Consider the following 22,548-nt stretch of genomic DNA (forward strand, 5'->3'; position numbering starts at 1 on the left):
TCACTCCTCGTAGTACGCGGACACGGACCCGATACGCTCTGTCACGTTGATCGTGAGTAGCGCGCTGTCCTTGTCCTCGTTTTGCGTTTCTTCGGGGCAGGCGGTCTCGCCGATGGTGACTTGGCAGTTCACGTCGACGGGGACGTCGTTGGGCAGGATCACGTCCACCTTGCCGATGGTGTTGCTGACTTCGACGGTTTTCGGCTCGCGCAGCGGCTCGAGCTCGGAGAGGTCAAGGTAGGTCTCGCCGACGAAGCCGTTGACGCCCGGTTGGTCTGGCAGGGTGTCGACGTCGTACACGGTGATGTGCGAGCTGCCGAAGCGCCCGTAGTCGCCGTCGCGAACGTCGCTGTAAAACGCAAGCGCCACGAGAGAGGCCGCTGAGAGACCCAAGGCGACCGGGATCCAGAACCAGTTGCGTTTTTTGGACTGCTGCGGCGCCGGTTCGCTCGGCTCCGGCAGGTGCCACAGTTCCGGCGCCGCGCCGAGCGGGTCCCAGGCGGGCGGGCGCTGGCCGGGGTGTTCGTGTCCTTCGGGCACCGTTAGGTGAGAGGTGTCCACAGCGGGGCGGTTGCTTGTCGGTGCCTCCTCCGGCTCGCCCACCAGCAACCCAGCCGGCGGCTCGGGCTGGCGCTGGTGCAGGAAGTACCAGCCGGCGGCGAAGAGGATGAACGTGACCAGCACCGCCCGCAGATCGCCTGCGACGGAAACGGACGGTAAAAACAGGAACAGCCCGAGCAGCAGCCACCAGCCGGTGTCGCGATCCTTTATCTCCGCTGCGGTCAGCTGCTCTTTCGGAGTGATGATCGCGGCCCAGGGGCTGCGGGTCAGCCCGAAGCGGGGCATGTTGATCCAGCACAGCAGGTAGAGGAAGATGCCGCCGCCGAACGCGAGCGAGAGCGCGACGAAAACTACGCGGACAAACGTGGGGTCGATGTGGAAGCGGGCGCCGATGCCTTCGCAGACGCCGCCGATGACGGCCTTGCCGCCCTGGTTCTCCGGGATGCGGGGCGGGCGGGTCTCCCACATCTGCGTGAGTGTGTTCTTTTCCATGGCTCTATCCTCCCGCGGGGGCGCGGGTTGCGGTATCGGGAACGACCCTGATTTTTCGTTTCAGGGTTTCCCCCGATGTGCCCTCAGGCGTTCCCGTGCAACGATGGGGGTTATGTCTGCGTTGTATCCCCGGCTGACCCGGAACAGCTCCCGCCGCGTTGTGGCCGGCGTGGCCTCCGGTGTGGCCGACCACCTGGGGGTGGAGGACAAATGGGTGCGCCTGTTCTTCGTCGCGGCCAGCTTCGCGGGCGGGTTCGGCGCGCTGCTCTACGCCGGTTTGTGGATGTGTACGCCCCTGGACGACAGTGGGGCGCAGCGCCAGCGCCCGGGGACGATGGATCTTGCGCTGGTGGTGCTCGGGTTCGCAGGCGCGCTTATTGCGCTGCAGCTGTCCTCGGGCGCGGGCGCCACGGTGGTGTTTGTGCTCGGCGTGCTCATCGTCGGCGCGGTGATTGCGCTGCAGGCCTACGACCGCGGTACGGGGTCGTGGGGCAACATCGCCGCGCTGACCTTGGGTGCGCTGCTGGTCATGGCCGGGGTGCTGGCAGTGGCGTTTGTGGGCGAGAGCGCCGGGGTTGGCGGCGTGGTGGTCTCCGTGCTGGTCACGGTGGTGGGCGTGGCGGTGCTGGTCGTGCCGCTGATTGCGAAGCTCGCCAATTCGCTGGTCGCGGAGCGTGAGGCGAAGGCGGTGGCAGACCAGCGCGCGGAGATCGCCTCACGCTTGCACGATTCGGTGCTGCAGACCCTCGCGCTGATACAGAAGCAGGCGGGCGATGCGGATGAGGTCGCCCGCCTTGCGCGCGCCCAGGAGCGCGAGCTGCGGGCCTGGCTTTTCGACGACACCGTGCCCAACCACACCACCACCTTCGCCGCCCTGCAGAAAGCGGCCGGCGAGGTGGAGGACGCCTTCCGCGTGGTCATCCAACCGGTCACGGTGGGCGAGGATGTCGCCTTCGATGAGCGCACCGAGGCGGTCGTGCTGGCTGCGAGGGAGGCGATGGTCAACGCCGCCAAGCACGCCGGTGTGGACACCATCGACGTTTACGCGGAGCATCTCGCGGGCAGGCTCGAGGTGTTTGTGCGCGACCGCGGTTCCGGCTTCGACCCGGACGCCGTCCCGGCCGACCGGCACGGTTTGCGCGACTCCATCGTGGGCCGCGTGGAGCGGGTTGGGGGAGAGGTGCGCGTGGTGTCATCGATAGGCAATGGCTCCGAGGTAGAGATAGCGTTAGAGCTATGACGAGCGTGTTCTTGGTGGACGATCACTCCGTGTTCCGTGCCGGGGTGAAAGCTGAGCTGGCGGACGCGGTGGACATCGTTGGTGAGGCAGGCACCGTTTCCGAGGCGGTGCGTGGGATCGAACGCACGCGCCCGGACGTGGTGCTTCTAGACGTGCACATGCCCGACGGCGGCGGACTGGCCGTGCTCAAGCGGGCGCCGGGCCCGGCGTACCTGGCGCTGAGTGTCTCCGATGCCGCCGAAGACGTCATCGCGCTGATCCGCGCCGGCGCGCGGGGGTACGTGACCAAGAACATCGCGGGCGCCGAGCTTGCTGAGGCGATCGAGCGGGTGCGCGGCGGGGACGCGTATTTCTCGCCGCGGCTGGCCGGGTTCGTGCTCGACGCCTTCGCCTCGGGGCCGGTGGTGGAAGAGGACGACCCGGCGGTGGATTCGCTGACCCGCCGTGAACTCGAGGTGCTGCGGCTGCTCGCGCGCGGCTACACGTACAAGGAGATCGCCGAGCGGTTGTTCATCTCTGTGAAGACGGTGGAGACGCACGCGTCGAACATTTTGCGCAAGACGCAGACCTCCAACCGCCACCAGCTCACCAGGTGGGCGGTGGCGCGGGACTTAGGCTAGAGCACGCCCGCCTGGGTGAGCAGCGAACGTGCCGTCTTGTCCGTCTCCTGCAGCATCAGCGGGTCGGTGCCGGGCATGGGGGAGATGGTGGTGTCCGCCCACTGCTTGCCGGTGGGGATGCCCACGATGTGCAGGCGCGCGTCCAGCTCGCCGTCGGGGTGGACCGTGCGGCGGGTGTCATCGTCGGTCTCCGGGGAGGCGGTTTCCACACCACCCGGTGCGAAAGGGCGCACGCGGCCGGCCTCGCGCAGCGACGCGGTCAGCGCGTCGGGGGAGGTGCGGATGTCGGGGCCGGGCAGGAAGGCGTCGGCAAGCGCGGCGGCGTGAACCGAGCGGGCGTGGCTGACGGCAACGTACTCGCCGTCGGCGAGCTCCACTACTGGGTCGGGGCCTAAGAAGGTGACCAGGCCGGCGTCGAAAAGCGCGAGTAGCTCGCGGGTGCGGAACAGCGGCGGGCCGGAGCCGACCATCTGGCCGAACGCCATGTACTGCGCAAGCGCCGCCTCGCGGGGGCCGCGGCCGTTTTCGGTGGCGATCGCGCTGGGTTTGCGGCCCGCGGAGATGGCCCACAGGCCGGCCTTGAGCGGGGAGTCCCAGGCGGAAACGGCCTCGGCGATGTCTACCTCCATGCCCTCGGCGACGCGGCGGTTCAGCTCCTCCAGGTCGAGTGCTTCGGTGCCGGCGAGCGGATCCACCCAGGCGGCCATGTCGAACGGCTCGGTGCTCATCCTGTCGAGCGCTTCGGTCAGCGTGTGGGCGACCGGCAGGATGCCGTCCGTGGTGGCAACCGCGGCAAGGTCGGCGTTATCGATGGCCGCGAGGATCTCCTCGAGCGGCACGCTGAGCGCTTCTGGACGCACCCGTGCAAGCACGCGGTAGTACTCGGCGTAGGAGTCGCGGGCCAGCGCCGGCCAGAGGTCGCGGCCGAAGGACACAGGTGCTTCGGAGGCGTCGATAGCCGCGCGCAGGCGGGAAAGGTCGGCCTTCGGCGGCAGGGAGTGGTACTCGGATTTGGGCAGGTAGGGGTAGCCGCGCCCGGAGGTGACCACGAAGTGCGGCTCCTTGCCGGTGGCCTCGTAGCGCAGGCCGGAACGCGCGGAGGCGTCCTCAACGTAGCGGCCGCCGCGGTCGATGGTGGCCAGCGCCATGAGGTCGAAAAAGCCCATGCCCATGCCGCGAACCACCACGCGCTCACCGGCCGGCAGCAGTGAAACGTCCTGCTCCACGGGGTTGCCCGGCGGGATGTAGGTCAGACCCGACTCGGCGAACGCCTGCTGCGCGGGCGTGGGGGCGGGCAGCACCCAGCCGGAGGCGATGACGGTGGCGTCGGCGTGGACCACGGAGCCGTCGGCAAGTGCGATGGCGTCCTGGGCGCCCTCGGCCGCTAGCGACACCGCGCGGGAGTGGTGCTCGACCACCTCGACTGTGTCCGGCAGCTGCGCGAGCGCGACCTTCCACGCCCAGCGCAGGTACTCGCCGTACAGCGCGCGCGAGGGGTTGGACTCGGGGCGGGTGGCGCGCAGCTCTTCGTTGTAGTGCTCGGGGAGGGAGGCACCGGAGGCGTCGATAAGCGGGTGGCTTTTCTCGCCGCGCAGCGCCTGGATCCACTCGTACATGGTGGGGCCTTCGAGCACGGGGGCGGCAACGGTCGCGCCGGGTTCGGTGAACAGGGTGACCGCGCCGGCGAGGGTGTTCATGCACAGCGTGCGGGTCTGGTCGGTTTCCCAGATGCGGCCGGCGCCGAGTTGGGCGTCGTCGATGATGTGCAGGGTGAGCGCCTCGCTGCGGTCGCCCAGGTAGGCGGCGATGCGTTCAGTGATGGAGATGCCGCGGGGTCCTGCTCCGACGATTGCGATGGATGCTGCCACGGTGAAAAAACCTCCACGATTTCTGTGAACTATTGATCGTATGTAGACTGCCTAGTCTATTGCTAAAGAACCGGATTGTCTAACAGTGGTAATGTGCACTGCGCAACCGAAGAAAGAGGGCGATAACGTGCCTAAAACAAAGGTAGCCGCGACGCTTGCGCTCGGCACCGCAGCCAGCCTGCTCGCCGGATGCGCGACGGCGGCTAACGGCGATGACGGTGACGTGCTCACCTACCTGGAATCCAACTGGTTTAACAGCCTGTACCCGCCGGCCGCCGGGTTTTACCCCAACGGCGGCGTGGTCAACCAGCTGACGGACCGGCTGCTCTACCAGAACCCGGAGACCCTCGAGCTTGAGCCGTGGATTGCCACGGACCTGCCGGAGATCAACGAGGACGCCACGGTGTTCACCTTCGACATCCGCACCGATGTGACCTACTCCGACGGCACGCCCATGACCGCGCAGAACATCGTGGACAACTTCGACCTGTTCGGCCTGGGCGACAAGGACCGGCTGCTCAACGTCTCGGAGCAGATCTCCAACTACGAGCGCGGCGAGGTCGTCGACGAGGACACGGTGCGCTTCCACTTCTCCGCGCCCTCGCCCGGCTTCGCGCAGGCGACGTCGACGTACAACGCGGGGCTGTTGGCGGATTCCTCGCTCAAGCTGCGCAACGAGGAGTTCGGCCCCGGCAACGCGGAAAACGTCATCGGTTCCGGCCCGTTCGTGGTGGACAGCGAGACCCTGGGCACCGACCTGGTGCTCAAGACCCGCGAGGATTACGACTGGGCGCCGCCGTCGCTTGAGCACCAGGGGCGCGCGCGTATCGACGGCATCCACTGCACCCTGGCCGCGGAAGAGGCCATGCGCTCCGGCGCGCTGCTGTCCGGCCAGGCCGACGTCGCGCGCACGGTCTCCCCGCCGGTGGAGCGCCACCTGAAGGACCAGGGCGTGCAGGTGGTCGCCGCCACCGCCAACGGCATGAACAACCAGCTGGCGATGCGTTTCAACCACCCGCTTTTGCAGGACATCCGCGTGCGCCAGGCGATCATCCACGGCGTTGACCGCGAGGAGATCATCCGCATCCTGCTGTCGGATTCCTACCCGCTGGCCACCTCGTCGATGACCTCGCAGGCCCTGGGGTACGCGGAGCAGCCGGGCGCGTACACCTTCGACCCGGATCAATCGCGCAAGCTTCTCGACGACGCCGACTGGACCCCCGGCCCGGACGGCATCCGCGAGAAGGACGGCCAACGCTTGAGCTTGTGGGTCAACCACGCCCTGCCGCAGCCGCGCTCGAAGGAGATTGTCACCATGATCCAGTCCGACCTGCGAGAGCTGGGCATCGAACTGAACATGGTCGCCGGCGACCGCGCCACCCAGAACGCGGCGCAAAAGGACATCAACCGCGTCCAGCTCATGCACACCATGGTGGGCCGTGCGGACTACGACGTGATCGAATCGCACCTGTCCGTGGACCGCCGCGATTCGCTTCTGAACAACGCCGGCGACGGCACGCCGATCGACGCGGAGCTGCAGGCGCTTCTGGACAAGGTGGTCTCCACCCCGGACGACGCCGGCCGAGCCGCCGCATCCAAGGCAGTGCAGGACCACCTGACCGAACACGCCTACACCCTGCCGCTGTTTGAAGAGCCGCAGGTCTACGCGCTCGCGCCGCACGTGAAGGGCTTTGACACCGAGGCGGTGGCGCGCCCGAGCTTCTACTCGGTGTACTTCGACCGCGAGGAGGACAAGTAGATGGGCAAGTACGTACTCAAGCGCATCGGCCAGGCGCTCATCGTGCTCCTTCTGGCCTACACCCTGGCGTTTTTCCTGCTTTCCGCGCTGCCTTCCGACGGCGTGGCCGCCCGCTACGCGGACCCGGCCCTGGGCCTGTCCCAGGCGGAGATCGAGCAGATCCGCGAACAGATGGGCGTGGACAAGCCGCTGATCCAGCAGTACTTCGCCACCCTGGGCGGGCTGTTCACCGGCGACCTGGGCTACTCGGTGGCCACCGGCACGCCCGTGTTCGACCTGATCACGGACGCAGCGCCGCACACGTTCGCGCTCGCCGCGACGTCCATCGGCCTTGCAATCGTGGTGGCCCTGGCCACCGCGTATGTGGCCACCCTGCCCGGCGCAGGCGCGCTGCGCAGCGCCGTGCGCGCCCTGCCGTCGTTAATGGTGTCCCTGCCGGGCTTCTGGATCGCCATCCTGCTGCTGCAGTTCTTCTCCTTCCGCCTGGGCTGGGTCAACGTGGTTGACCCGACCCCGCTGGAGGGGCTGATCCTGCCCACGCTCACCCTCGCCGTGCCGATGGCCGCGCCGCTGATGCAGGTGCTCATCCGCTCCATCGACGAGGTCCGCGCCCAGCCGTTCGTGCAGGTCGTGCGCGCCCGCGGTGCCAGCGAGGCTCGCATCTTCTGGCGCGACGTGCTGCGCAACTCGCTTCTGCCCACGATCACCATGGCTGGCCTGCTGTTCGGTGAGCTCGTCGGCGGCGCCGTGGTCACCGAGACTGTCTTCGGCCGCGCCGGGCTGGGCTCGCTGACCGTCAACGCCGTGTCCAGCCGCGACATGCCGGTGCTGCTCGGCGTGGTCCTTATCGCCGCCACCGCGTACGTGGTGATCAACCTGATCGTGGACCTGCTCTACCCGGTGCTGGACGTGCGCCTGCGCGACCAGGCCGTGGCGGAGGCTGCCACCACCCCGGCGGCCCCTGAGGAGCAGACCGCCGCAAACACCCCGGCTACGACCGCAAAGGAGGCCATCCGATGAGCACGACCAACCTGGTGCACAACCAGCGCGCGCCGCAGAAGGACCACCGGCCGCGCAAGGCCCGCAAGCACCGCCGCTGGAGCTCGCCGGCGACCATCCTGTCGTTGATCGTGCTCGCCATCGCCGCGCTGTGGGCGATCGTGCCCAGCATCTTCGCGCCGCACGACCCGTACAACGGCGTCGACGTGGCACTGCTCGCCCCCAACGGCGAGTACATATTCGGCACCGACGCGGTGGGCCGCGACCTGTTCTCGCGCGTGGTGTACGGCGCTCGCCAGTCGCTGCTCGGCGCATTGATCGCCGTGGCCGTCGGTCTGGTGCTGGGCACCCTGATCGGCCTGATCGCCGGCACCCAGCGCGGCTGGGTGGACACGGTGCTGATGCGCCTGGTGGATGTGCTGCTGGCCATCCCCGGCATCCTGTTGTCGCTGTCCATCATCATCGTCACCGGCTTCGGCTCGCTGCAGGCGGCGTTCGCCGTCGGCATGACCTCGGTGGCCACGTTCGCGCGCCTGGCGCGCTCGCAGGTGATCCAGGTCGCCGGCGCGGACTTCGTGGAGGCCGCCTACGGCTCCGGCGCAATCCAGGCCCAGGTGCTGCTGCGCCACGTGCTGCCCAACTCGCTGACCCCGGTGCTGGCGCTGGCCGCGCTGCAGTTCGGTACCGCCATCTTGCAGCTGTCCATCCTGGGTTTCCTCGGATACGGCGCGCCGCCGCCGACGCCGGAGTGGGGCCTGCTCATCGCGGAAGGCCGCGACTTCATGGCAACTGCCTGGTGGCTGATCCTGCTGCCCGGTCTGGCCATCGTGGCCACCGTGATGTCCGCTAACCACCTGTCCCAGGTGATCCAACAGGAAGGTGATGTGAAGTGAGTACGCTTCTTGAAGTCAGCGGTCTGACCGTCGCGTACGGCGACGCGGACCCGGTGGTTCGCGACATCTCGTTTTCCGTCGAGGCCGGGAAGATGACCGCCATCGTGGGCGAGTCCGGCTCCGGCAAGACCACCTCCGCCATGGCGGCGCTGGACCTGCTGGGACCTTCCGGCAACGTGCTGTCCGGCAGCATCCGGTTCAAGGGCGAGGAGCTCGCCGGGCTCAGCAACGCCGAGTGGCGCAAGTTGCGCGGCACGAAGATCGGGTTGGTGCCGCAGGATCCGAACAACTCGCTCAACCCGCTGAAGACCATCGGCGCCTCGGTGGAGGATGGCCTGGAGATTCATGGGGTGGGGGATGCGGCGGAGCGCCGTCGTAAAGCAATTGCCCTGCTGGAACGTGTGGGCATCGATGACCCGGAGCGCCGCTACCACCAGTACCCGCACGAGCTGTCCGGCGGCATGAAGCAGCGCGTGCTCATCGCGGCCGCCGTGGCGCTCGAGCCCGAGGTGCTGATTGCGGACGAGCCGACGTCCGCGCTCGACGTGACGGTGCAGAAGACCATCCTGGACCTGTTGGATGAAATGCGCGCTGAGCTGGGCCTTGGCATCATCTTCATCACCCACGACCTCGCCGTTGCGGGCGACCGGGCGGACGACGTGGTGATCATGGAGCGCGGCCGCGTGGTCGAGCACGGCCCGGTGAGCCAGGTGCTGACCAACCCGCAGCAGGACTATTCGAAGCGCCTGCTGGCCAACGTGCCCTCGCTTGCGGTCGCAGATGCCTATCGACGTCCTCCGGTCACCCCCGAGACCCTCCTTTCCGTCAGCGGGCTGACTAAGCGCTACGGCGACTTCACGGCGGTCGAGGACATCTCCTTCGACGTTGCGCGCGGCTCCACCCACGCCCTGGTCGGCGGCTCCGGCTCCGGCAAGACCACCACCGGGCGCGCGATTTCCATGTTCAACCAGCCCACCGCGGGAAGCATCACCCTAGACGGCACGGAGCTGACGGGGCTGACGGCGAAGCAGCAGCGGGCCCTTCGCGGGCGGGTGCAGATGGTGTACCAGAACCCGTACTCCTCGCTGGACCCGAAGATGCGCGTCGGCGAAATCGTCGCCGAGCCGCTGCGCAACCTCGCCGGTGCCTCGAAGCGTGAGGCGCTCACACGCGCCGACGAGTTCTTGGCGCGCGTGGCGCTGGACCCGGCGAAGTTCGCCTCCCGCACCCCGGCGCAACTGTCCGGCGGGCAGCGCCAGCGCGTGGCCATCGCCCGTGCGCTGATCGTGGAGCCGGAGCTGGTGGTGCTGGACGAGGCCGTCTCCGCCCTCGATGTGACCGTGCAGGCCCAAATCCTGGAGCTTTTGGAGGATCTGCAGCGCGAACTCGGCCTGACCTACGTGTTCATTTCCCACGACCTGGCGGTGGTGCGCCAGATTTCGGATACCGTGAGCGTGTTCAGCCGCGGCCGCCAGGTGGAATACGGGGCGACCAACGACGTGTTTGCACACCCGAAGCACGATGTCACCCGCGAGCTCATCAACGCCATTCCCGGCACCGTGTTCCGTGCCCGACAGTTAGGAGAGTTTGTTGTCTAACCGCACCGACATTATTGACGCCCTGGCCGAGACCCCGGCGGAGCTCGCCGAGCTGCGCCGCCGCCGTCCCGAGGCCGTGGACAACGCGCAGCGCAGCTTCGAGGCGCTATTCGAGCCCACCGACGACGCGCTGATTCAGGCGCTGCCGGTGTCTACCCGCTACGCCGTCGCCGCGTTCATCGCCGGCGTCTCCGGCGCGAAGCGCGCCGCGGCGTTCTACACCGACCTGCTTACCGACGAAGACGAGTCGCTCGTCGCCGTGGTCGATGACGCCGTGCGCGCAGGTGTGTCCGCCGGCCCCTACGCCGGCGGCGACTTCGTGACCTTCGGCGAGGGTGCTTTGGCCGCCGCGTTCGACTTCGCCCACCTGCTCACCTTCCACCCCAAGGACGCATCCCCCGCGGCGATCGGGCACTTGCAGGAGGCGGGCTACAACGAAAACGCGATCGTCTCGCTCGGCCAGCTGATCGCCTTTGTGGCGTTCCAGCTGCGTGTCGTGCACGGCGTGCGTGTGCTGGCGGGGGCCGGCGAGGTGCCGGAGGGCGTCGATAGGCGAGCAGGCTCTGAGGACCCCGGTTGGGCGCCCGCGGAGGCCACCCTGCAGCCCGAGGTGGTTGCGCCCGAGAAGTTTGTCGCGCACCCGCTGGGCTGGAAGCCGTGGGTGGCGCCGCTGGAAAAGGCTGCACTGACCGACGAGCACATCGACGCGCTGATCAAGCCCGAGCGCGCTGACATGGAGTATTTCCGCCTGCTCGCACGCGATCCGCAGGCGCTGAAAGCCCGCACGCTGACGGACCTGGACATCTTCTACAACACCGAAGGTGGGCTGGGCCGCGCCGAGCGCGAACTCGCCGCTACTGTGGCCTCGCGCCTCAACGGCTGCGAGTACTGCGCCTCGGTGCACCAGGGCCGCTCCAAGGAGGAGGGCGGCGACGCGGAGGCCATTGACAAGCTGCTTGCCGACGGCGTGACCGCCGACCTGAACTCCGGGCTGTGGAACGCCATCCGCGACTCCGCGGTGGCGCTGACCCGCACCCCCTACGAGTTCGGCGCGCCGCACGTGGACGCGCTGCGGGCCGCTGGCCTGGACGACCTGGCGGTGCTGGACGTGGTGAACTCGTCCGCGTTCTTCAACTGGGCGAACCGGCTGATGCTCACCCTCGGCGCGCCGGACGTGCCGAAGCGCTACCGCTAGCTGGTTTTGCTGGCTAGCGCCAGACCAGGTCGTCGTTGCTGTTGGGGCCTGCCGGCGGCTCCGGCTGGCGCGCGTAGGTGAAGAACCAGACGAAGAAGAACGCGGCGAAGCTGATCAGGGTGCCACGCAGGTCTCCCGCTTCACCGGCCGCGGGCAGGAACACAATCAGGCCGATAAGTAGCCACCACCCGGGCTTGCGTTCCTCGATCTCGTGTGGGGTGAGCTCGCTTTTCGGCGTGATGATCGCCTTGGCCGGGGTGATGTTCATGCCCACGCGCGGCATGAACATCCAGCACAGCAGGTAGGCGAAGATGCCGCCGCCGAAGACCAGGCTGAGGATGACAAACGCGATGCGCACGGCCACCGGGTCGACCTTGTAGCGCTCGCCGATGCCGACGCAGACACCGGCGATGACGGCGCGTCCGCCCTCGTCCTTCGGGATGCGGTGCGGGCGCGTGTCCCACATGTGTTGAAGCGAGTTTGAAGATCCTTGAGCCATGTGCGCCATTATCCGTATCTCCGCCGGACTTCGCAGCCGGGGTTTTGGTGCGGCGGGGCTGGGGCGGGGCTGTCTTGCTGTGGCGATTGCGCAGTGCCGCCCACAGACCCCCAGTGACAGACCCCGAGTATGCGCCGATTTCGGCCTTAATAGGGCTTTGCTACTAGGGGTTTGTGCGAAGGGGGGCTCCCGGGGAGCTCGAAAGCTACTAGAAAGCTACTCGAAAGGGAATGTTTCTAGGTTGAGCTGCGAAAACTCGTCTACTAGAAAGCCTTTCGAGTAGAATTCCTCGCGTGAACCCCGAAAGAAACTATCGAGATGATCCGAGCCTCCTCCTGCGTCTGCCGGAAGATCAATGGTTCGAGCGAAAGTCTTTCCGTATCAAGCCGAAAGATCTCGCCAAAACCATCGTCGGCATGGCTAATGCGGAGGGCGGCATTATTGCTGTCGGAATTACTGACCGGGAGTTCGATGGGGTGCCGACGCCTAAACAGGACAATGATTTGAGACAAACATCGCTCGACCACACGGATCCAACCGTGCGTGTTCGGATCGAGCCGTTTGATGTCGGCGACGGTGCGCAGGTTTACCTGTTTCATGTGGACCCGAGTGAGCGTGTGCATTATTTGCGGTCGGGGGACTGTTTCCTGCGTGTCGGCGACGAATCTCGGTTGCTGAATGCAGACGGCATTCTCGAACTGCGTTACACCAAGGGCGAGCAGCAGTTCGATGCGACGGTACCGCCCCGTGTCGATATGGGTGATATCGATATGAAGGCAGTTGGTGAATATGCAAGCGCTATTGGTTCCTCATCCGCTGAAGACGCTCTCAGGGCAAGAAATCTCATCGACCGCGAAGGCAGGCCCCGTACAGCAGCACTCTTACTTTTTGGTAAAGACCCGCAAGAGTTCTTTCCTAATGCGCATGTCCGAGTTCTTCGGTTCGGTGAGGATGAACGGCTCGCGGGTCACCAGCAGCAGCTTTTGGCCGATGAACGGTTCGGGGGCCCGTTGCCGCAGCAAATTCGGGCAGCTCAGCAGATGATTGAGGGGATGCTGCCTCAAGTTCGGAGACTGGGGGCTTCGGGTTTGTTCGAGGATGAAAACCTTATCCCGCACGACGTTTGGCTTGAGGGTTTGGTAAATGCTGTCATTCACCGGTCGTACAGCATGGCTGGCGACCATGTGCGGTTTGAGATCTATCCATCTCGCATCGAAGTTTCGAGTCCGGGACGCTTTCCCGGGTTGGTGGACCCCACACGGCCCGAATCTATTGCCCGTTTTGCACGCAATCCCCTCATTGCTCGCGTGACGGCGGAGCTTCGGATTGGCCAAGAACTCGGCGAGGGTATTCGCCGTATGTTCGCTGGTATGCGGCGAGTGGGGTTCGCGGACCCGATTTACCAGCAGACGAGCGGAAGTGTTCTGCTTACGTTGAAGGCGGTTCAGCGGCTTGATCCGAAGACCGCGGACTCCCTCCCGCCTCACGCTGGTAGCGTCCTGGCAGTCATGCAAGCGAAAGGCAGGCCAATGTCTACGGGGGAGGTTGCGGATGCTTTGGGTATTTCAAACCCCCCTGTTCGCCGCGCGTTGAAAGCGTTGCGGGAAGAGGGGCTTATTCAATGGCGCGGTAAAGGTCCGCGGGACCCTCGGGCAGTGTGGCTGCTGGAGGGGCCGTTGCGGTAGCTCGAAAGCTACTAGAAAGCTACTCGAAAGGGAATGTTTCTAGGTTGAGCTGCGAAAACTCGTCTACTAGAAAGTCTTTCGAGTAGATTCTTTCGAGTAGTTCTATGCGTACGCGAGGCGCCGCGACCCGTCCACATGCGGGTACAGCACCCACGCCGCCGCGGCCGCCAGCACGCCCGCAACCCACGCGCCCACCGCGGGCCAACCGGCCAGCGGCGCGAGCATGAGCAGCAGCCACCACAGCATCAGGGGGAGCATCATGCCTATCGACGGCACCCTAGCCACGCCCTTCTCCTCCGCGAACGCGCGGAGCTGTTTGCGGTAGGGGTGCAGCAGCGTGACGGCGACGGCGGAAACGACGCACAGGATCGCCACAACCGCTTTGATATCCAGCGATGCCTGCGAAACCATCACACCGATGGATCCGCCCACGCCGAGCGACCCCAGCGCCCGCACGACGGTCGGGGTGGGGATCGGCGTAACGCGGTTGCGGACCTCTGCTGCGCTGATGGGGATCATGCTGGGCAGCTTAACCGGTCAGCTTCGTGGAGCGACTCTTTGCTTGCACGGGACAATATATACGCAAACATGTTCGACCAGGAGCGTTGCCTGTGTCGGCCCCGGGGTGCATACTGTCTGGCGTGAGTGGAACACCTATTCGAGCTGCGTCGGCAGCGGCGGCAAACCTGGCGGTTGTGGATGAACCGTCAGGTCAGCCCTCGCGCGCCGACCAGATCGCCGAGCTGCGCGCCCGTATGGCCGCTATCGGTGGGGAGGTTCCGCAGCAGGTCGTCGAGGACGCGGAGACCCTGATGGTGGCGGGCGGGCTTTCGCTCGTGCTGCCGAACGGGGGCCTGCCGCGCCGGGCGGTCACGCACGTCAGCGACACCCCGGCGCTGATCGTGGAGCTGATCAGCCAGGTGGCCCAGGCCGGCGGGCGCGCAGGTGTGGTGGGCTGGCCGGAACTGTCCTACGCCGGCATCGGTACAGGCGACGACGCAGACGCGATGGAGCGTGTGGTGGCGGTGCCGGACGCGGGCCTCGACGACTTGAGCGTCGCGGGCGTGCTCGCCGAGGGGCTCGACCTGGTGGTGCTGCGCACCCGCAGCCCGTTCCAGCTCACCCCGGTGCGCGCACGCCCCCTGCTCGCCCGGATCCGCAAAGGCCAGGCCGCGCTGGTGTGCGTGAACGTGGAGGTGCCCTCGCCGGCGCTGACCGTCACGGGCCAGCTCGCGCAGTTCCACGGCATCGGCAGAGGTACAGGCCGCATCACCGGCATCGACTTCGACGTCCGCGCGCAGGCCAAGGGCTACCGTCCGGCGAGTGCGCGGGTGACGCTGGGCACCGGAGGCGTCGAGAAGCGAAGGCTCCGGGCCGTCACATGAGGGCCGCGGCGCTGTGGTTCCCGGACTGGCCGGTGCAGGCCGCGCGGCTGGAATCGGGCGATGAGCTGGCAGAACCGATCGCGATCGCAGCGCAGCACCGGATAAAGGTGTGCTCGCACGCCGCACGCCAGCTGGGTATCCGCCGCGGGATGCGGGTGCGCAACGCCCAGGCGGTCGCGCCCGAGCTGACGGTGATAGAGGACAACCCGGACCGTGACGGGCGCATGTTCGCCTCGCTGGCCGCCAGCTTCGACGAGGTCGCCGCCAGTGTGGAGGTCTTACGCCCCGGGCTCGTGGTGGTGGATGTGGACGCCGCGGGCCGCTTTCACGGGTCCGAGGACAAAGCGCTCGAGATGCTTATCGACGCTGCCTCGCGCCGCGGCATCGACACCCAGGCAGGCGCCGCTGACGAGATCGCCACCGCGCTGATCGCCGCGCGCGTTTCCCAGGTGGTCCCGCCGGGAGGGTCGGCCGCGTTTTTGGCCGCGCAGCCGCTGGGCGTGCTGGTGGCGGAAGAGTCGCTCGCCGCGGACATGGACACCGTCAAAGCGCTCGGCCAGCTGGGCATTACCACCCTCGGGGAGCTGGCGAAGCTGCCGCCGAACGCGGTGACCACCCGCTTCGGCACCAAAGGCATGCGCATCCACCGCATCGCCTCCGCCGCGCCGGACCGTCGCGTCGCCCCGGAGCTGCCCGTGGAGGACCTCGCAGTGGCGATCACGCCCGAGGACCCGATCGAGCGCGTCGACGCCGCCGCGTTCGCCGCCCGCACCCTGGCCGCCAGCCTGCACGAACGGCTTAAAGACACCGGCCGCAACTGCCTGCGCCTGAAAGTTGTCGCCGAGCTCCACGACGGCACCCGCGTCGAGCGCGTCTGGCGCACCCGCGAACCACTCACCGAAGCCGCCACTGCGGACCGCGTGCGCTGGCAACTCGACGGCTGGCTGACCAACGGCGGCTCCGGCGCGATCACCAGCCTCACCCTCGAGCCGCTCGAATTCGCCGCGCCGGAACCAGTGGGGGAGCTGTGGTCCGACGGCGCGTCCACCGACACCGCGCGCCGGGTGGTCGAGCGCGTCCAATCCCAACTCGGCATCGACGCCGTACTCCAACCGCGCCTTGTCGGCGGGCGAGGGGTGGCCGAGCGCGTGGCGATGGTGCCGTTCGGGGAGGAACCGGGGGACGTCGATAGGCAATCGTGGCCCGGGGCGATCCCACAACCCCTGCCCGCGCGCCTCGGCGGCGGCATCGACCACCCGGCCTCGCGCATCATGCTTGTCGACGCCTCCGGTGCCCCCGTCATCGTCACCGCCGAAGCGATGCTGAGCAACGAACCGTACGGGCTGGCCTGGGGCGAGAAGCGCTATCTGGTCACCGGGTGGGCGGGCCCGTGGCCCGTGGACGCGGACTGGTGGACGCAAACCGAGCTGCCCGCAGGCCGCGTCGCGCGCATGCAGGTCGTGGGCCGCGAAGGCGGAGAAGAAGGTGCCGTGACCGGCTGGCTTTTGGTGTGGAGTCGGCGCAGCTGGCGCGTCGAGGCTGTGTATTAGCTACTTCTGGACGATGTCCACAACAACGCGCTTCGGGTTCTCCAGCACCTGCACCGAGTACGGCAGCTCAGAGCGCAGGCCCACCACGATCTGGCTGCGGCCCTCGTACGTGCCGGCGCTGATCACGTCGATGACGTTGCCGGTGTCGCCCGCCATGGTGACCGGGACGTTGTTGTCTTTGCCCAGCTCAAAGGGGTAGACGGTGCCGTCGACGTTGATGTTGAGGAAGAAGTTGCCCGCCACCTGCAGTGGCTGGCCGACCGTCTCCTGCATCGGGGTGGAGGTGTAGTCCACGAACCAGCCCGGGTTGCCGTCGCCCTCCAGGTCCACCACCACGCGGTCGAAGCCCTCGTGCGCGCCGACACGCACGCCGACCACGGCCAGGCGCGACGGCACCGAGGGGCGCTGCGTCTTCGGCGCCGGGTCGGCCGTGCCCAGCGGCTGCGCCTGCGTAGTGGGGGAGGAAATGCTGCCCATCAGGGTATTTCCGGCACCGTCGCTGACGGCCCCGCAGGCGCCGCACGCGGCAGCGACCGCCACGCACGCGCCCGCGAACGCCGCGCGGGAAAGACCGGAAATTTTAAACACCCAGTCACCGTAGCCAGCGGACAGGTGAGATCAAAAAGGAAAAGAGCGAAATCGCAAAAGGTTATACAACCGTTATAACTTGGTGTGGTGTCTAAGAGGTGGTCTCGGAGGCAATTTTGCTCTCTTGGCTATGGTGGGGACATGCAACAACTGCCCTGCTCTGACGTAGAGGTTGAACCGCTGCCGGGGACCGCCAAGCCCGGCTCGGTGTACGTGCTTTTCGAGTGGCCGGAAGCCTGGCCCCGCGACGTCATGGGCGACGCCGCCCTCGGCGAAGAACTCACCGCCAAGCTCAAGCCGCTGCTCGAGGCACATAACGCGACGCTGCTGCTGATCCGCCACCCAACGCGCGAGGGGCGCAATATCAGCGACCACCACCTGTACCTCGTCTTCGCCGACGAGGCAGTCACCGAGGTCAAGCACATCGATGGCCCCGACGAGCTGCTGGATCTGGACCTCTCCGGCCCGGGCCGCAACGGCGCGGAGCGCCGCGAGCGCCCGCTGCTGCTCATTTGCACCCACGCCAAGCGCGACCGCTGCTGCGCGGTAAAGGGCCGCCCCATGGTCAACGAGCTGCACGCGCGCCACCCGTTCGGCCCCGGCAACGACGTGGTGTGGGAGACCTCCCACATCAAGGGCCACCGCTTCGCGCCGACAATGCTGCTCATGCCGTGGGCCTACAGCTTCGGCCGCATGAACGTCGAGGCCACCGACGCCATGCTTACCGACGCATCCGAAGGCCTCTACTTCGTCCCAGGCAACCGCGGCCGCGGCACCCTCGGCCCCGTCGAGCAGGTCGCCGAGCTCGCCGTCGCCGCCGAGGTGCCCGGCGCACGCTACGGCCAGTTCGATGTCGCTGCGTCTGATGACGGCTCCGCTCTGGTCACCGACACCGCGTCCGGCCAGGTGTACGAGGTGCAGCTGGAGCAGCGTCCGGTGTCCGGTGTGGTCGACTCGTGCGGGAAGGCGCCGAAGGAGAGTACGGCCTGGGTCGCAGCGTCGGTGACCCTGCGGGGTTAGCTTCCTGCTTCCCGCGCCGCCACAGATCAGGTTTCGGGGGTGTCCTGGGCTGGTGCTGCGGATCGTCTAGCAGCGTCGACACCCTGCTAGACGATCAGGCCGATACCGACAATGATGTTCAATATCACCTGGGGAAACTTGTCCGCGTTTGTCGGACCGTCTAGCAGTGTTTTCCCGGCTGCTAGACGATCTGTGTGAGGGGCGCTACATGTACTCGCCCAGGACCTCCGACACGGAGCCGATGACGCGGTCCGTGGCGGCGCGCACCTCGGCGGGCGAGTGGTGGAAGCTGTGGGAGGTATCCGCGATGGCGTGCATGGGCAGGTCGTTCCAGGAATCGCCGAAAGTGTAGAGCTGGAGGGATTCGCGGGGGAGGCGGAGCTCGTCGAGAAGCTGCAGGATGCCTGAGCCCTTAGAGCGCCCCGGGGCCATGAGATCGATGTAGTCCTGGTTCTGCGCGACTGCGACCTCGCCGAGCGCGGACGCCCAGTCGACGACCTCCGCGCGCAGGTCTTCGTCGCTGGGCACCCAGATGGGCACGACGGCGAAGCGGTGGGCGGGGATGTCCGCGGGAGACATCTGCTGGAAGTGCGCGGTGAAGGTGTGGGTGACGCCGGTGTTGTTGGCGAACACCCCGTCGACGCTGCCCAGGGTGGTGCCGAAGATGGCCAGGCCGTCGCGGGAACCGTATGCGTCAAGAGCTGCCTGCAGCACGGAACCCGCGACCTCGTGGCCGAAGATGAGCTCCCGGTTCTCCCCGTCCGTTGCGGAACCGCCGTTGGACAGCACCTGGTAGTCAAAGCGTAATCCGCTGCCGCGCATCCCGTAAGCGAGGGCGGTGCGGGAGCGGCCGGTGGCAGAAATGGCGAGATGCCCGGCTTTACGCCAGGCATCTATCGCGGCGATGTCCTCCTCGTGGAAACCGTGGGGAGGGTGGTGGAGAGTGCCATCGAAGTCGAACGCCGCTACCTTCATGGCACCCAAACTTACCGGCGCATGACCTTCTTGGACAGCCAGTTGCCAAGGAACTGCGCCAGCTGCACGATGACCACGATGACCAGCACCGCGGCCCAGGTGACCTGGGGCTCGAACGCGCGGTAGCCGTACACGATGGCGAAGTCGCCCACGCCGCCGCCGCCGATGTAGCCGGCCATGGCGGACATGTCGATCACCGCGATGAAGATGAAGGTGTAGCCCAGGATCAGCGGGCCGAGCGCCTCCGGCAGGATCACCGAGGTGATGATCTTCCACGGGCTCGCGCCCATGGAGCGGGCCGCCTCGATCACGCCGGGGTCAATGGCCACCAGGTTCTGCTCCACAATGCGGGCGACGGTGAACGTGGCGGAAAAACACATCACGAACGTCGCCGCGGCGCGGCCGATGGTGGTGCCCACCACCTGTAGGGTCAGCGGGTAGAGCATCGCGATCATGATGATGAACGGGATGGGGCGGAAGAAGTTCACCGCCACGTTGATGATGGTGTACACCGCCTTGTTCTGCAGGATGCCGCCCGGGCGGGTGGTGTACAGAAACAGGCCCAGAAGCAGGCCGAAGAAGCCGCCGACGACCATGGTGATGGCCACCATCCACAGGGTGTCGCCGATGGCTTCGAGGAAGGTGGGGCCGAGGGTGTCCCAGTTCGGCTCAGCGAGGATGTACTCGGTTATGCCAGTGCTTGACGGGTTCATCGGGTGATCTCCTCAATCTCGGTGCTTTGCTGCAGGGTGGCCAAGAATTCGTTGATGGCGGCGTCGTCGCCGTTGAGGCGCACGGTCATCTTGCCGAAGGAACGCTCCTGCAAGGTGGTGATGCCGGCGTGCACCGGCTCCACCGACACGCCGCGCTCGCGGGCGGCTTCCGCCGCGCCGAAGAACCCGGAATCCTCCGTCAGGTCCACGGTGAACAGTCGGCCCGGCTTGGCCAGAAGCTCGCGCGCCTCGACCTCGTCGGGGCGGTTGCGCAGGCTGGTGGCGGCGAAACGCTGCGCCACGGAAGTCTGGGGGTTGGCGAACACGTCGTAGACGCTGCCGTACTCCACCACCTGGCCGTCTTCCATGACGGCGACCTTGTCGGCGATGGCGCGGATGACATCCATCTCGTGGGTGATCACCACGATGGTGATGCCGAGCTCCTCGTTGACGCGGCGCAGCACGCCGAGGACCTCGTGGGTGGTTTCGGGGTCAAGGGCGGACGTGGCTTCGTCGGCAAGCAAAAGCGACGGGTTGGTCGCCAGCGCACGGGCGATGCCCACGCGCTGCTTCTGGCCGCCGGAGAGCTGCTCCGGGTAGTTCTCGCCGCGCTCGGACAGACCGACGAAGTCGAGCAGCTCGGCCACGCGACGCTGGCGCTCCTGCTTGTCCACGCCGGCCAGCTTCAGCGGGTACTCGATGTTGCCGGCGGCGGTGCGGGAGGAAAACAGGTTGAACTGCTGGAAGATCATGCCCACGTTGCGGCGGATCTCGCGCAGTTTGCGCTCGGACATGCCCACCACGTCGGTGCCGTCGAGAAGCAATTGCCCCGAGGTGGGCATGTCCAGGCCGTTGATGAGGCGGACAAGCGTGGACTTGCCGGCACCCGAATAGCCGATCACGCCGAGGATTTCGCCCGGCTCGACGGTCAGGGTGACGTCGTCGACGGCTTTGACCTCGCGGTCTTTGGTTTTGAAGACCTTGGATACGTTCCGGAACTCAATCCGGGTGCCGGTGTGCGTCATCTACTTGTACTCCTCCACAAGGCGGTCGAGGATCTCGTTGAGGTCCTCCTTGGAGCGCTGGACCTGCACGGCGGTGCCGTTGGAGTCCTCGTTAAGCGCTTCGGTGACTTCCTCGGACTGCCAGACGTCCACGAGCTTCGCGTAGGTCTCGTTGTCCAGGTCGTCGCCGGAGACGGTGAAGACGTTGATGTACGGCTCCGCCAGCTCCGAGTTCGGGTCGTCCGCGGCCACGGAGGAGGCCGGGTCGATGCCGGCGCGCTGCAGCCAGTTGTTGTTGATGACCGCCGGGCGGCCCTCGTTGTAGGCGTTCGGCGTCTGGGACGCGTCCACGGCGACGACCTTGACCTTGGAGGCGTCCTTGTCGATGTCGGCCGGGGTCGGGGTCAGCTTCGGCGCGCCGTCGCGCAGAGTGACCAGGCCGGCCTGGACCAGCACGTTGATCGCGCGGCCCTGGTTTGACGGGTCGTTCGGGATCGCGACCTCGGTGCCCTCGATGCCGTCGAGGGAGTCGTGGTCCTTCCAGTACAGGCCCAGGATGTTGATCTCGCCCGAGCCGATGATGCGCAGATCCTCGCCGGCGGTGGCGTTGTACTGGGCCTGGTAGTTGATGGTCTGGAACTTCGAGATCTCAATCTGACCCTCGACCTGCGCCGGGTTGACCTGCGGGTACTCGGTGAACCGCATGATGTCCAGATCGATGCCGGCCTTTTGCGCCTCGTCGGCGAAGACACTCCAGGCCTTCTGGTCGGCGTCGGTGGTGCCGATCTTCACGGTGACCTTGTCGCCATCGCTATTGCTTGTCGACGACTCCGTCTCCGACGAGCAGGCCACCAGCCCGGTGGCCGCGATGAGCGATGCCGCCGCAGCGGCGATAACGCGCTTGGTGCGCATAAAGTGTGCTCCTTTTGCTTAGTTGGGTGTTTGTGGAGACTTACTTGTTCTGGAGGCGGTCCAGAATCTCGTTGAGCTCAGCCTTGTCACGGTAGACCGGCACGGAGGTGCCCTTGGAGTCCTTGGCCGCGGCCTCGGCGACCTCCGGGGTCTGCCACAGCTCGACCAGCTTGTTCAGGGTCTCGTCGTCGATGTTGTCGGCCTGGGCGGCGAAGACGTTGATGTACGGCTCAGCCTCCTTGGACTCCGGGTCGTCCTGGAAGACGGCCAGGCCCGGCTCGATGCCGGCGCGGTCCAGCCAGGTGTTGTTGATGATGGCCGGCTTGCCCTCGTTGTAGGCGGACGGGGTCTGGGACGCGTCCACCGGGGTGACGGTGACCTTGGAGGCGGCCTTGTCGATGTCGGCCGGGGTCGGGGCGAGCTCGTCTGCGACGCTGTCGCTCAGGGTGAGCAGGCCGGCCTGGACCAGCACGTTGATGGCGCGGCCCTGGTTGGACGGGTCGTTCGGGATGGCCACGGACTGGCCGTCGATGCCGTCGATGGAGTCGTGGTCCTTCCAGAACAGCGCCAGCGGCACGATCTCGGTGGAGCCGACGATGCGCAGGTCGTTGTTGGAGGCCTTGTTGTACTCGGCGAGGTACTTGATGTGCTGGAACTTGTTCACGTCCAGCTCGCCCTGCGCGAGCGCCTCGTTGACCGGGGAGTAGTCGGAGAAGGAGACGATGTCCAGGGTGATGCCGTTGTCCTTGGCCAGGTCCTTGAACACGCGCCACGCTTCCTGGTCGGCCTCGGTGGTGCCGATCTTGACGGTGACGTTGTCGCCGTCCTTGGCGGCGGTGTCAGCGGTGTCGTCGGACTCGTTGGAGCAGGCGACCAAGCCCGTGGTGGCGAGGGCAGCCGCGGCAACGGTTGCGAGGGTGCGCTTGATACGCATTGGGGTCTCCTTGGGTAGGGAATCTATGACGGGTCAGAATCTAGCACCCTATGTACCG

General features: G+C 66.8%; 21 protein-coding genes. 11 read left to right on the forward strand and 10 right to left on the reverse strand.

Going from position 1 to position 22,548, the window contains the following annotated elements:
* Window positions 1-1,053: a PspC domain-containing protein gene (locus tag ACX1NL_RS02355; protein WP_269951571.1), complete on the reverse strand. Its 1,053-nt coding sequence runs from the start codon at window positions 1,051-1,053 to the stop codon at window positions 1-3.
* Between the two features lie 112 nt (window positions 1,054-1,165).
* Between ACX1NL_RS02355 and ACX1NL_RS02360 the strand changes: the two genes are divergently transcribed.
* Entirely contained in the window at window positions 1,166-2,293 is a 1,128-nt protein-coding gene (locus ACX1NL_RS02360; RefSeq protein ID WP_458898507.1) for an ATP-binding protein, read from the forward strand.
* Window positions 2,290-2,913, forward strand: coding sequence for a LuxR C-terminal-related transcriptional regulator (locus ACX1NL_RS02365; protein WP_301614602.1), 624 nt, complete (start codon window positions 2,290-2,292; stop codon window positions 2,911-2,913). The genes ACX1NL_RS02360 and ACX1NL_RS02365 overlap by 4 nt, the downstream gene beginning before the upstream one ends.
* Here the strand turns inward: ACX1NL_RS02365 and ACX1NL_RS02370 are convergent.
* Complete coding sequence (locus tag ACX1NL_RS02370; RefSeq protein WP_458898508.1) at window positions 2,910-4,781, reverse strand: FAD/NAD(P)-binding protein; 1,872 nt, start codon at window positions 4,779-4,781, stop codon at window positions 2,910-2,912. The genes ACX1NL_RS02365 and ACX1NL_RS02370 overlap by 4 nt on opposite strands.
* 91 nt (window positions 4,782-4,872) lie before the next feature.
* On the opposite strand from ACX1NL_RS02370, the gene ACX1NL_RS02375 reads away from it, so the two are divergent.
* Genes ACX1NL_RS02375 through ACX1NL_RS02395 form a run of 5 tightly spaced genes read left to right on the forward strand, consistent with a single transcriptional unit; the run spans window position 4,873 to window position 11,225 of the window.
* On the forward strand, window positions 4,873-6,540 hold the full coding sequence (locus ACX1NL_RS02375) for a TIGR04028 family ABC transporter substrate-binding protein (RefSeq protein ID WP_458898509.1): 1,668 nt from the start codon (window positions 4,873-4,875) through the stop codon (window positions 6,538-6,540).
* A complete protein-coding gene (locus tag ACX1NL_RS02380) occupies window positions 6,541-7,560 on the forward strand; it encodes an ABC transporter permease (RefSeq protein ID WP_458898510.1) in 1,020 nt (339 codons plus the stop codon).
* On the forward strand, window positions 7,557-8,432 hold the full coding sequence (locus tag ACX1NL_RS02385; RefSeq protein ID WP_458898511.1) for an ABC transporter permease: 876 nt from the start codon (window positions 7,557-7,559) through the stop codon (window positions 8,430-8,432). Before ACX1NL_RS02380 ends, ACX1NL_RS02385 begins: the two co-directional genes overlap by 4 nt.
* On the forward strand, window positions 8,429-10,030 hold the full coding sequence (locus ACX1NL_RS02390; protein WP_458898512.1) for a dipeptide ABC transporter ATP-binding protein: 1,602 nt from the start codon (window positions 8,429-8,431) through the stop codon (window positions 10,028-10,030). Before ACX1NL_RS02385 ends, ACX1NL_RS02390 begins: the two co-directional genes overlap by 4 nt.
* Window positions 10,023-11,225 (forward strand): alkylhydroperoxidase domain protein, encoded by a 1,203-nt coding sequence (locus ACX1NL_RS02395; RefSeq protein WP_458898513.1) that lies wholly within the window; start codon window positions 10,023-10,025, stop codon window positions 11,223-11,225. The genes ACX1NL_RS02390 and ACX1NL_RS02395 overlap by 8 nt, the downstream gene beginning before the upstream one ends.
* A gap of 13 nt (window positions 11,226-11,238) precedes the next feature.
* On the opposite strand, the gene ACX1NL_RS02400 is transcribed toward ACX1NL_RS02395, so the two are convergent.
* Complete coding sequence (locus tag ACX1NL_RS02400; protein WP_458898514.1) at window positions 11,239-11,724, reverse strand: PspC domain-containing protein; 486 nt, start codon at window positions 11,722-11,724, stop codon at window positions 11,239-11,241.
* Window positions 11,725-12,017: 293 nt separating this feature from the next.
* On the opposite strand from ACX1NL_RS02400, the gene ACX1NL_RS02405 reads away from it, so the two are divergent.
* Entirely contained in the window at window positions 12,018-13,409 is a 1,392-nt protein-coding gene (locus ACX1NL_RS02405) for an RNA-binding domain-containing protein (RefSeq protein ID WP_392398616.1), read from the forward strand.
* A 102-nt stretch (window positions 13,410-13,511) separates the two neighbouring features.
* On the opposite strand, the gene ACX1NL_RS02410 is transcribed toward ACX1NL_RS02405, so the two are convergent.
* On the reverse strand, window positions 13,512-13,928 hold the full coding sequence (locus tag ACX1NL_RS02410; RefSeq protein ID WP_269951561.1) for a hypothetical protein: 417 nt from the start codon (window positions 13,926-13,928) through the stop codon (window positions 13,512-13,514).
* Window positions 13,929-14,104: 176 nt separating this feature from the next.
* On the opposite strand from ACX1NL_RS02410, the gene ACX1NL_RS02415 reads away from it, so the two are divergent.
* A complete protein-coding gene (locus ACX1NL_RS02415; RefSeq protein ID WP_458898515.1) occupies window positions 14,105-14,794 on the forward strand; it encodes a hypothetical protein in 690 nt (229 codons plus the stop codon).
* A complete protein-coding gene (locus ACX1NL_RS02420) occupies window positions 14,791-16,344 on the forward strand; it encodes a Y-family DNA polymerase (RefSeq protein WP_458898516.1) in 1,554 nt (517 codons plus the stop codon). Before ACX1NL_RS02415 ends, ACX1NL_RS02420 begins: the two co-directional genes overlap by 4 nt.
* On the opposite strand, the gene ACX1NL_RS02425 is transcribed toward ACX1NL_RS02420, so the two are convergent.
* Entirely contained in the window at window positions 16,345-16,932 is a 588-nt protein-coding gene (locus ACX1NL_RS02425; RefSeq protein WP_202032267.1) for an AMIN-like domain-containing (lipo)protein, read from the reverse strand. It abuts the gene before it with no gap.
* A 141-nt stretch (window positions 16,933-17,073) separates the two neighbouring features.
* Between ACX1NL_RS02425 and ACX1NL_RS02430 the strand changes: the two genes are divergently transcribed.
* Window positions 17,074-17,952 carry a sucrase ferredoxin gene (locus ACX1NL_RS02430; RefSeq protein ID WP_181889869.1) on the forward strand — a complete coding sequence of 293 codons (879 nt, stop codon included), beginning with the start codon at window positions 17,074-17,076 and terminating at the stop codon, window positions 17,950-17,952.
* A 204-nt stretch (window positions 17,953-18,156) separates the two neighbouring features.
* On the opposite strand, the gene ACX1NL_RS02435 is transcribed toward ACX1NL_RS02430, so the two are convergent.
* The 5 genes from ACX1NL_RS02435 to ACX1NL_RS02455 are packed head-to-tail and all read right to left on the reverse strand — an operon-like array spanning window position 18,157 to window position 22,490.
* Window positions 18,157-18,927: an HAD family hydrolase gene (locus ACX1NL_RS02435; RefSeq protein ID WP_458898517.1), complete on the reverse strand. Its 771-nt coding sequence runs from the start codon at window positions 18,925-18,927 to the stop codon at window positions 18,157-18,159.
* An 11-nt stretch (window positions 18,928-18,938) separates the two neighbouring features.
* A complete protein-coding gene (locus ACX1NL_RS02440) occupies window positions 18,939-19,619 on the reverse strand; it encodes a methionine ABC transporter permease (RefSeq protein WP_448230575.1) in 681 nt (226 codons plus the stop codon).
* Between the two features lie 17 nt (window positions 19,620-19,636).
* Window positions 19,637-20,665, reverse strand: coding sequence for a methionine ABC transporter ATP-binding protein (locus ACX1NL_RS02445; RefSeq protein WP_458898518.1), 1,029 nt, complete (start codon window positions 20,663-20,665; stop codon window positions 19,637-19,639).
* Window positions 20,666-21,556: a MetQ/NlpA family ABC transporter substrate-binding protein gene (locus tag ACX1NL_RS02450; protein ID WP_458898519.1), complete on the reverse strand. Its 891-nt coding sequence runs from the start codon at window positions 21,554-21,556 to the stop codon at window positions 20,666-20,668.
* 40 nt (window positions 21,557-21,596) lie between these two features.
* Window positions 21,597-22,490 carry a MetQ/NlpA family ABC transporter substrate-binding protein gene (locus tag ACX1NL_RS02455; RefSeq protein WP_311389204.1) on the reverse strand — a complete coding sequence of 298 codons (894 nt, stop codon included), beginning with the start codon at window positions 22,488-22,490 and terminating at the stop codon, window positions 21,597-21,599.
* Window positions 22,491-22,548 lie beyond the last annotated feature (58 nt).

The sequence above is a fragment of the Corynebacterium sp. CQ3829_602738 genome (assembly GCF_054478435.1).

Bases quoted from the DNA above. Each gene is read 5' to 3' on its own strand.
- ACX1NL_RS02355 (WP_269951571.1), bottom strand. From the start codon at position 1,053: ATGGAAAAGAACACACTCACGCAGATGTGGGAGACCCGCCCGCCCCGC.
- ACX1NL_RS02360 (WP_458898507.1), top strand. From the start codon at position 1,166: ATGTCTGCGTTGTATCCCCGGCTGACCCGGAACAGCTCCCGCCGCGTT.
- ACX1NL_RS02365 (WP_301614602.1), top strand. From the start codon at position 2,290: ATGACGAGCGTGTTCTTGGTGGACGATCACTCCGTGTTCCGTGCCGGG.
- ACX1NL_RS02375 (WP_458898509.1), top strand. From the start codon at position 4,873: ATGTGCACTGCGCAACCGAAGAAAGAGGGCGATAACGTGCCTAAAACA.
- ACX1NL_RS02380 (WP_458898510.1), top strand. From the start codon at position 6,541: ATGGGCAAGTACGTACTCAAGCGCATCGGCCAGGCGCTCATCGTGCTC.
- ACX1NL_RS02385 (WP_458898511.1), top strand. From the start codon at position 7,557: ATGAGCACGACCAACCTGGTGCACAACCAGCGCGCGCCGCAGAAGGAC.
- ACX1NL_RS02400 (WP_458898514.1), bottom strand. From the start codon at position 11,724: ATGGCTCAAGGATCTTCAAACTCGCTTCAACACATGTGGGACACGCGC.
- ACX1NL_RS02410 (WP_269951561.1), bottom strand. From the start codon at position 13,928: ATGATCCCCATCAGCGCAGCAGAGGTCCGCAACCGCGTTACGCCGATC.
- ACX1NL_RS02420 (WP_458898516.1), top strand. From the start codon at position 14,791: ATGAGGGCCGCGGCGCTGTGGTTCCCGGACTGGCCGGTGCAGGCCGCG.
- ACX1NL_RS02430 (WP_181889869.1), top strand. From the start codon at position 17,074: ATGCAACAACTGCCCTGCTCTGACGTAGAGGTTGAACCGCTGCCGGGG.
- ACX1NL_RS02435 (WP_458898517.1), bottom strand. From the start codon at position 18,927: ATGAAGGTAGCGGCGTTCGACTTCGATGGCACTCTCCACCACCCTCCC.
- ACX1NL_RS02445 (WP_458898518.1), bottom strand. From the start codon at position 20,665: ATGACGCACACCGGCACCCGGATTGAGTTCCGGAACGTATCCAAGGTC.
- ACX1NL_RS02450 (WP_458898519.1), bottom strand. From the start codon at position 21,556: ATGCGCACCAAGCGCGTTATCGCCGCTGCGGCGGCATCGCTCATCGCG.
- ACX1NL_RS02455 (WP_311389204.1), bottom strand. From the start codon at position 22,490: ATGCGTATCAAGCGCACCCTCGCAACCGTTGCCGCGGCTGCCCTCGCC.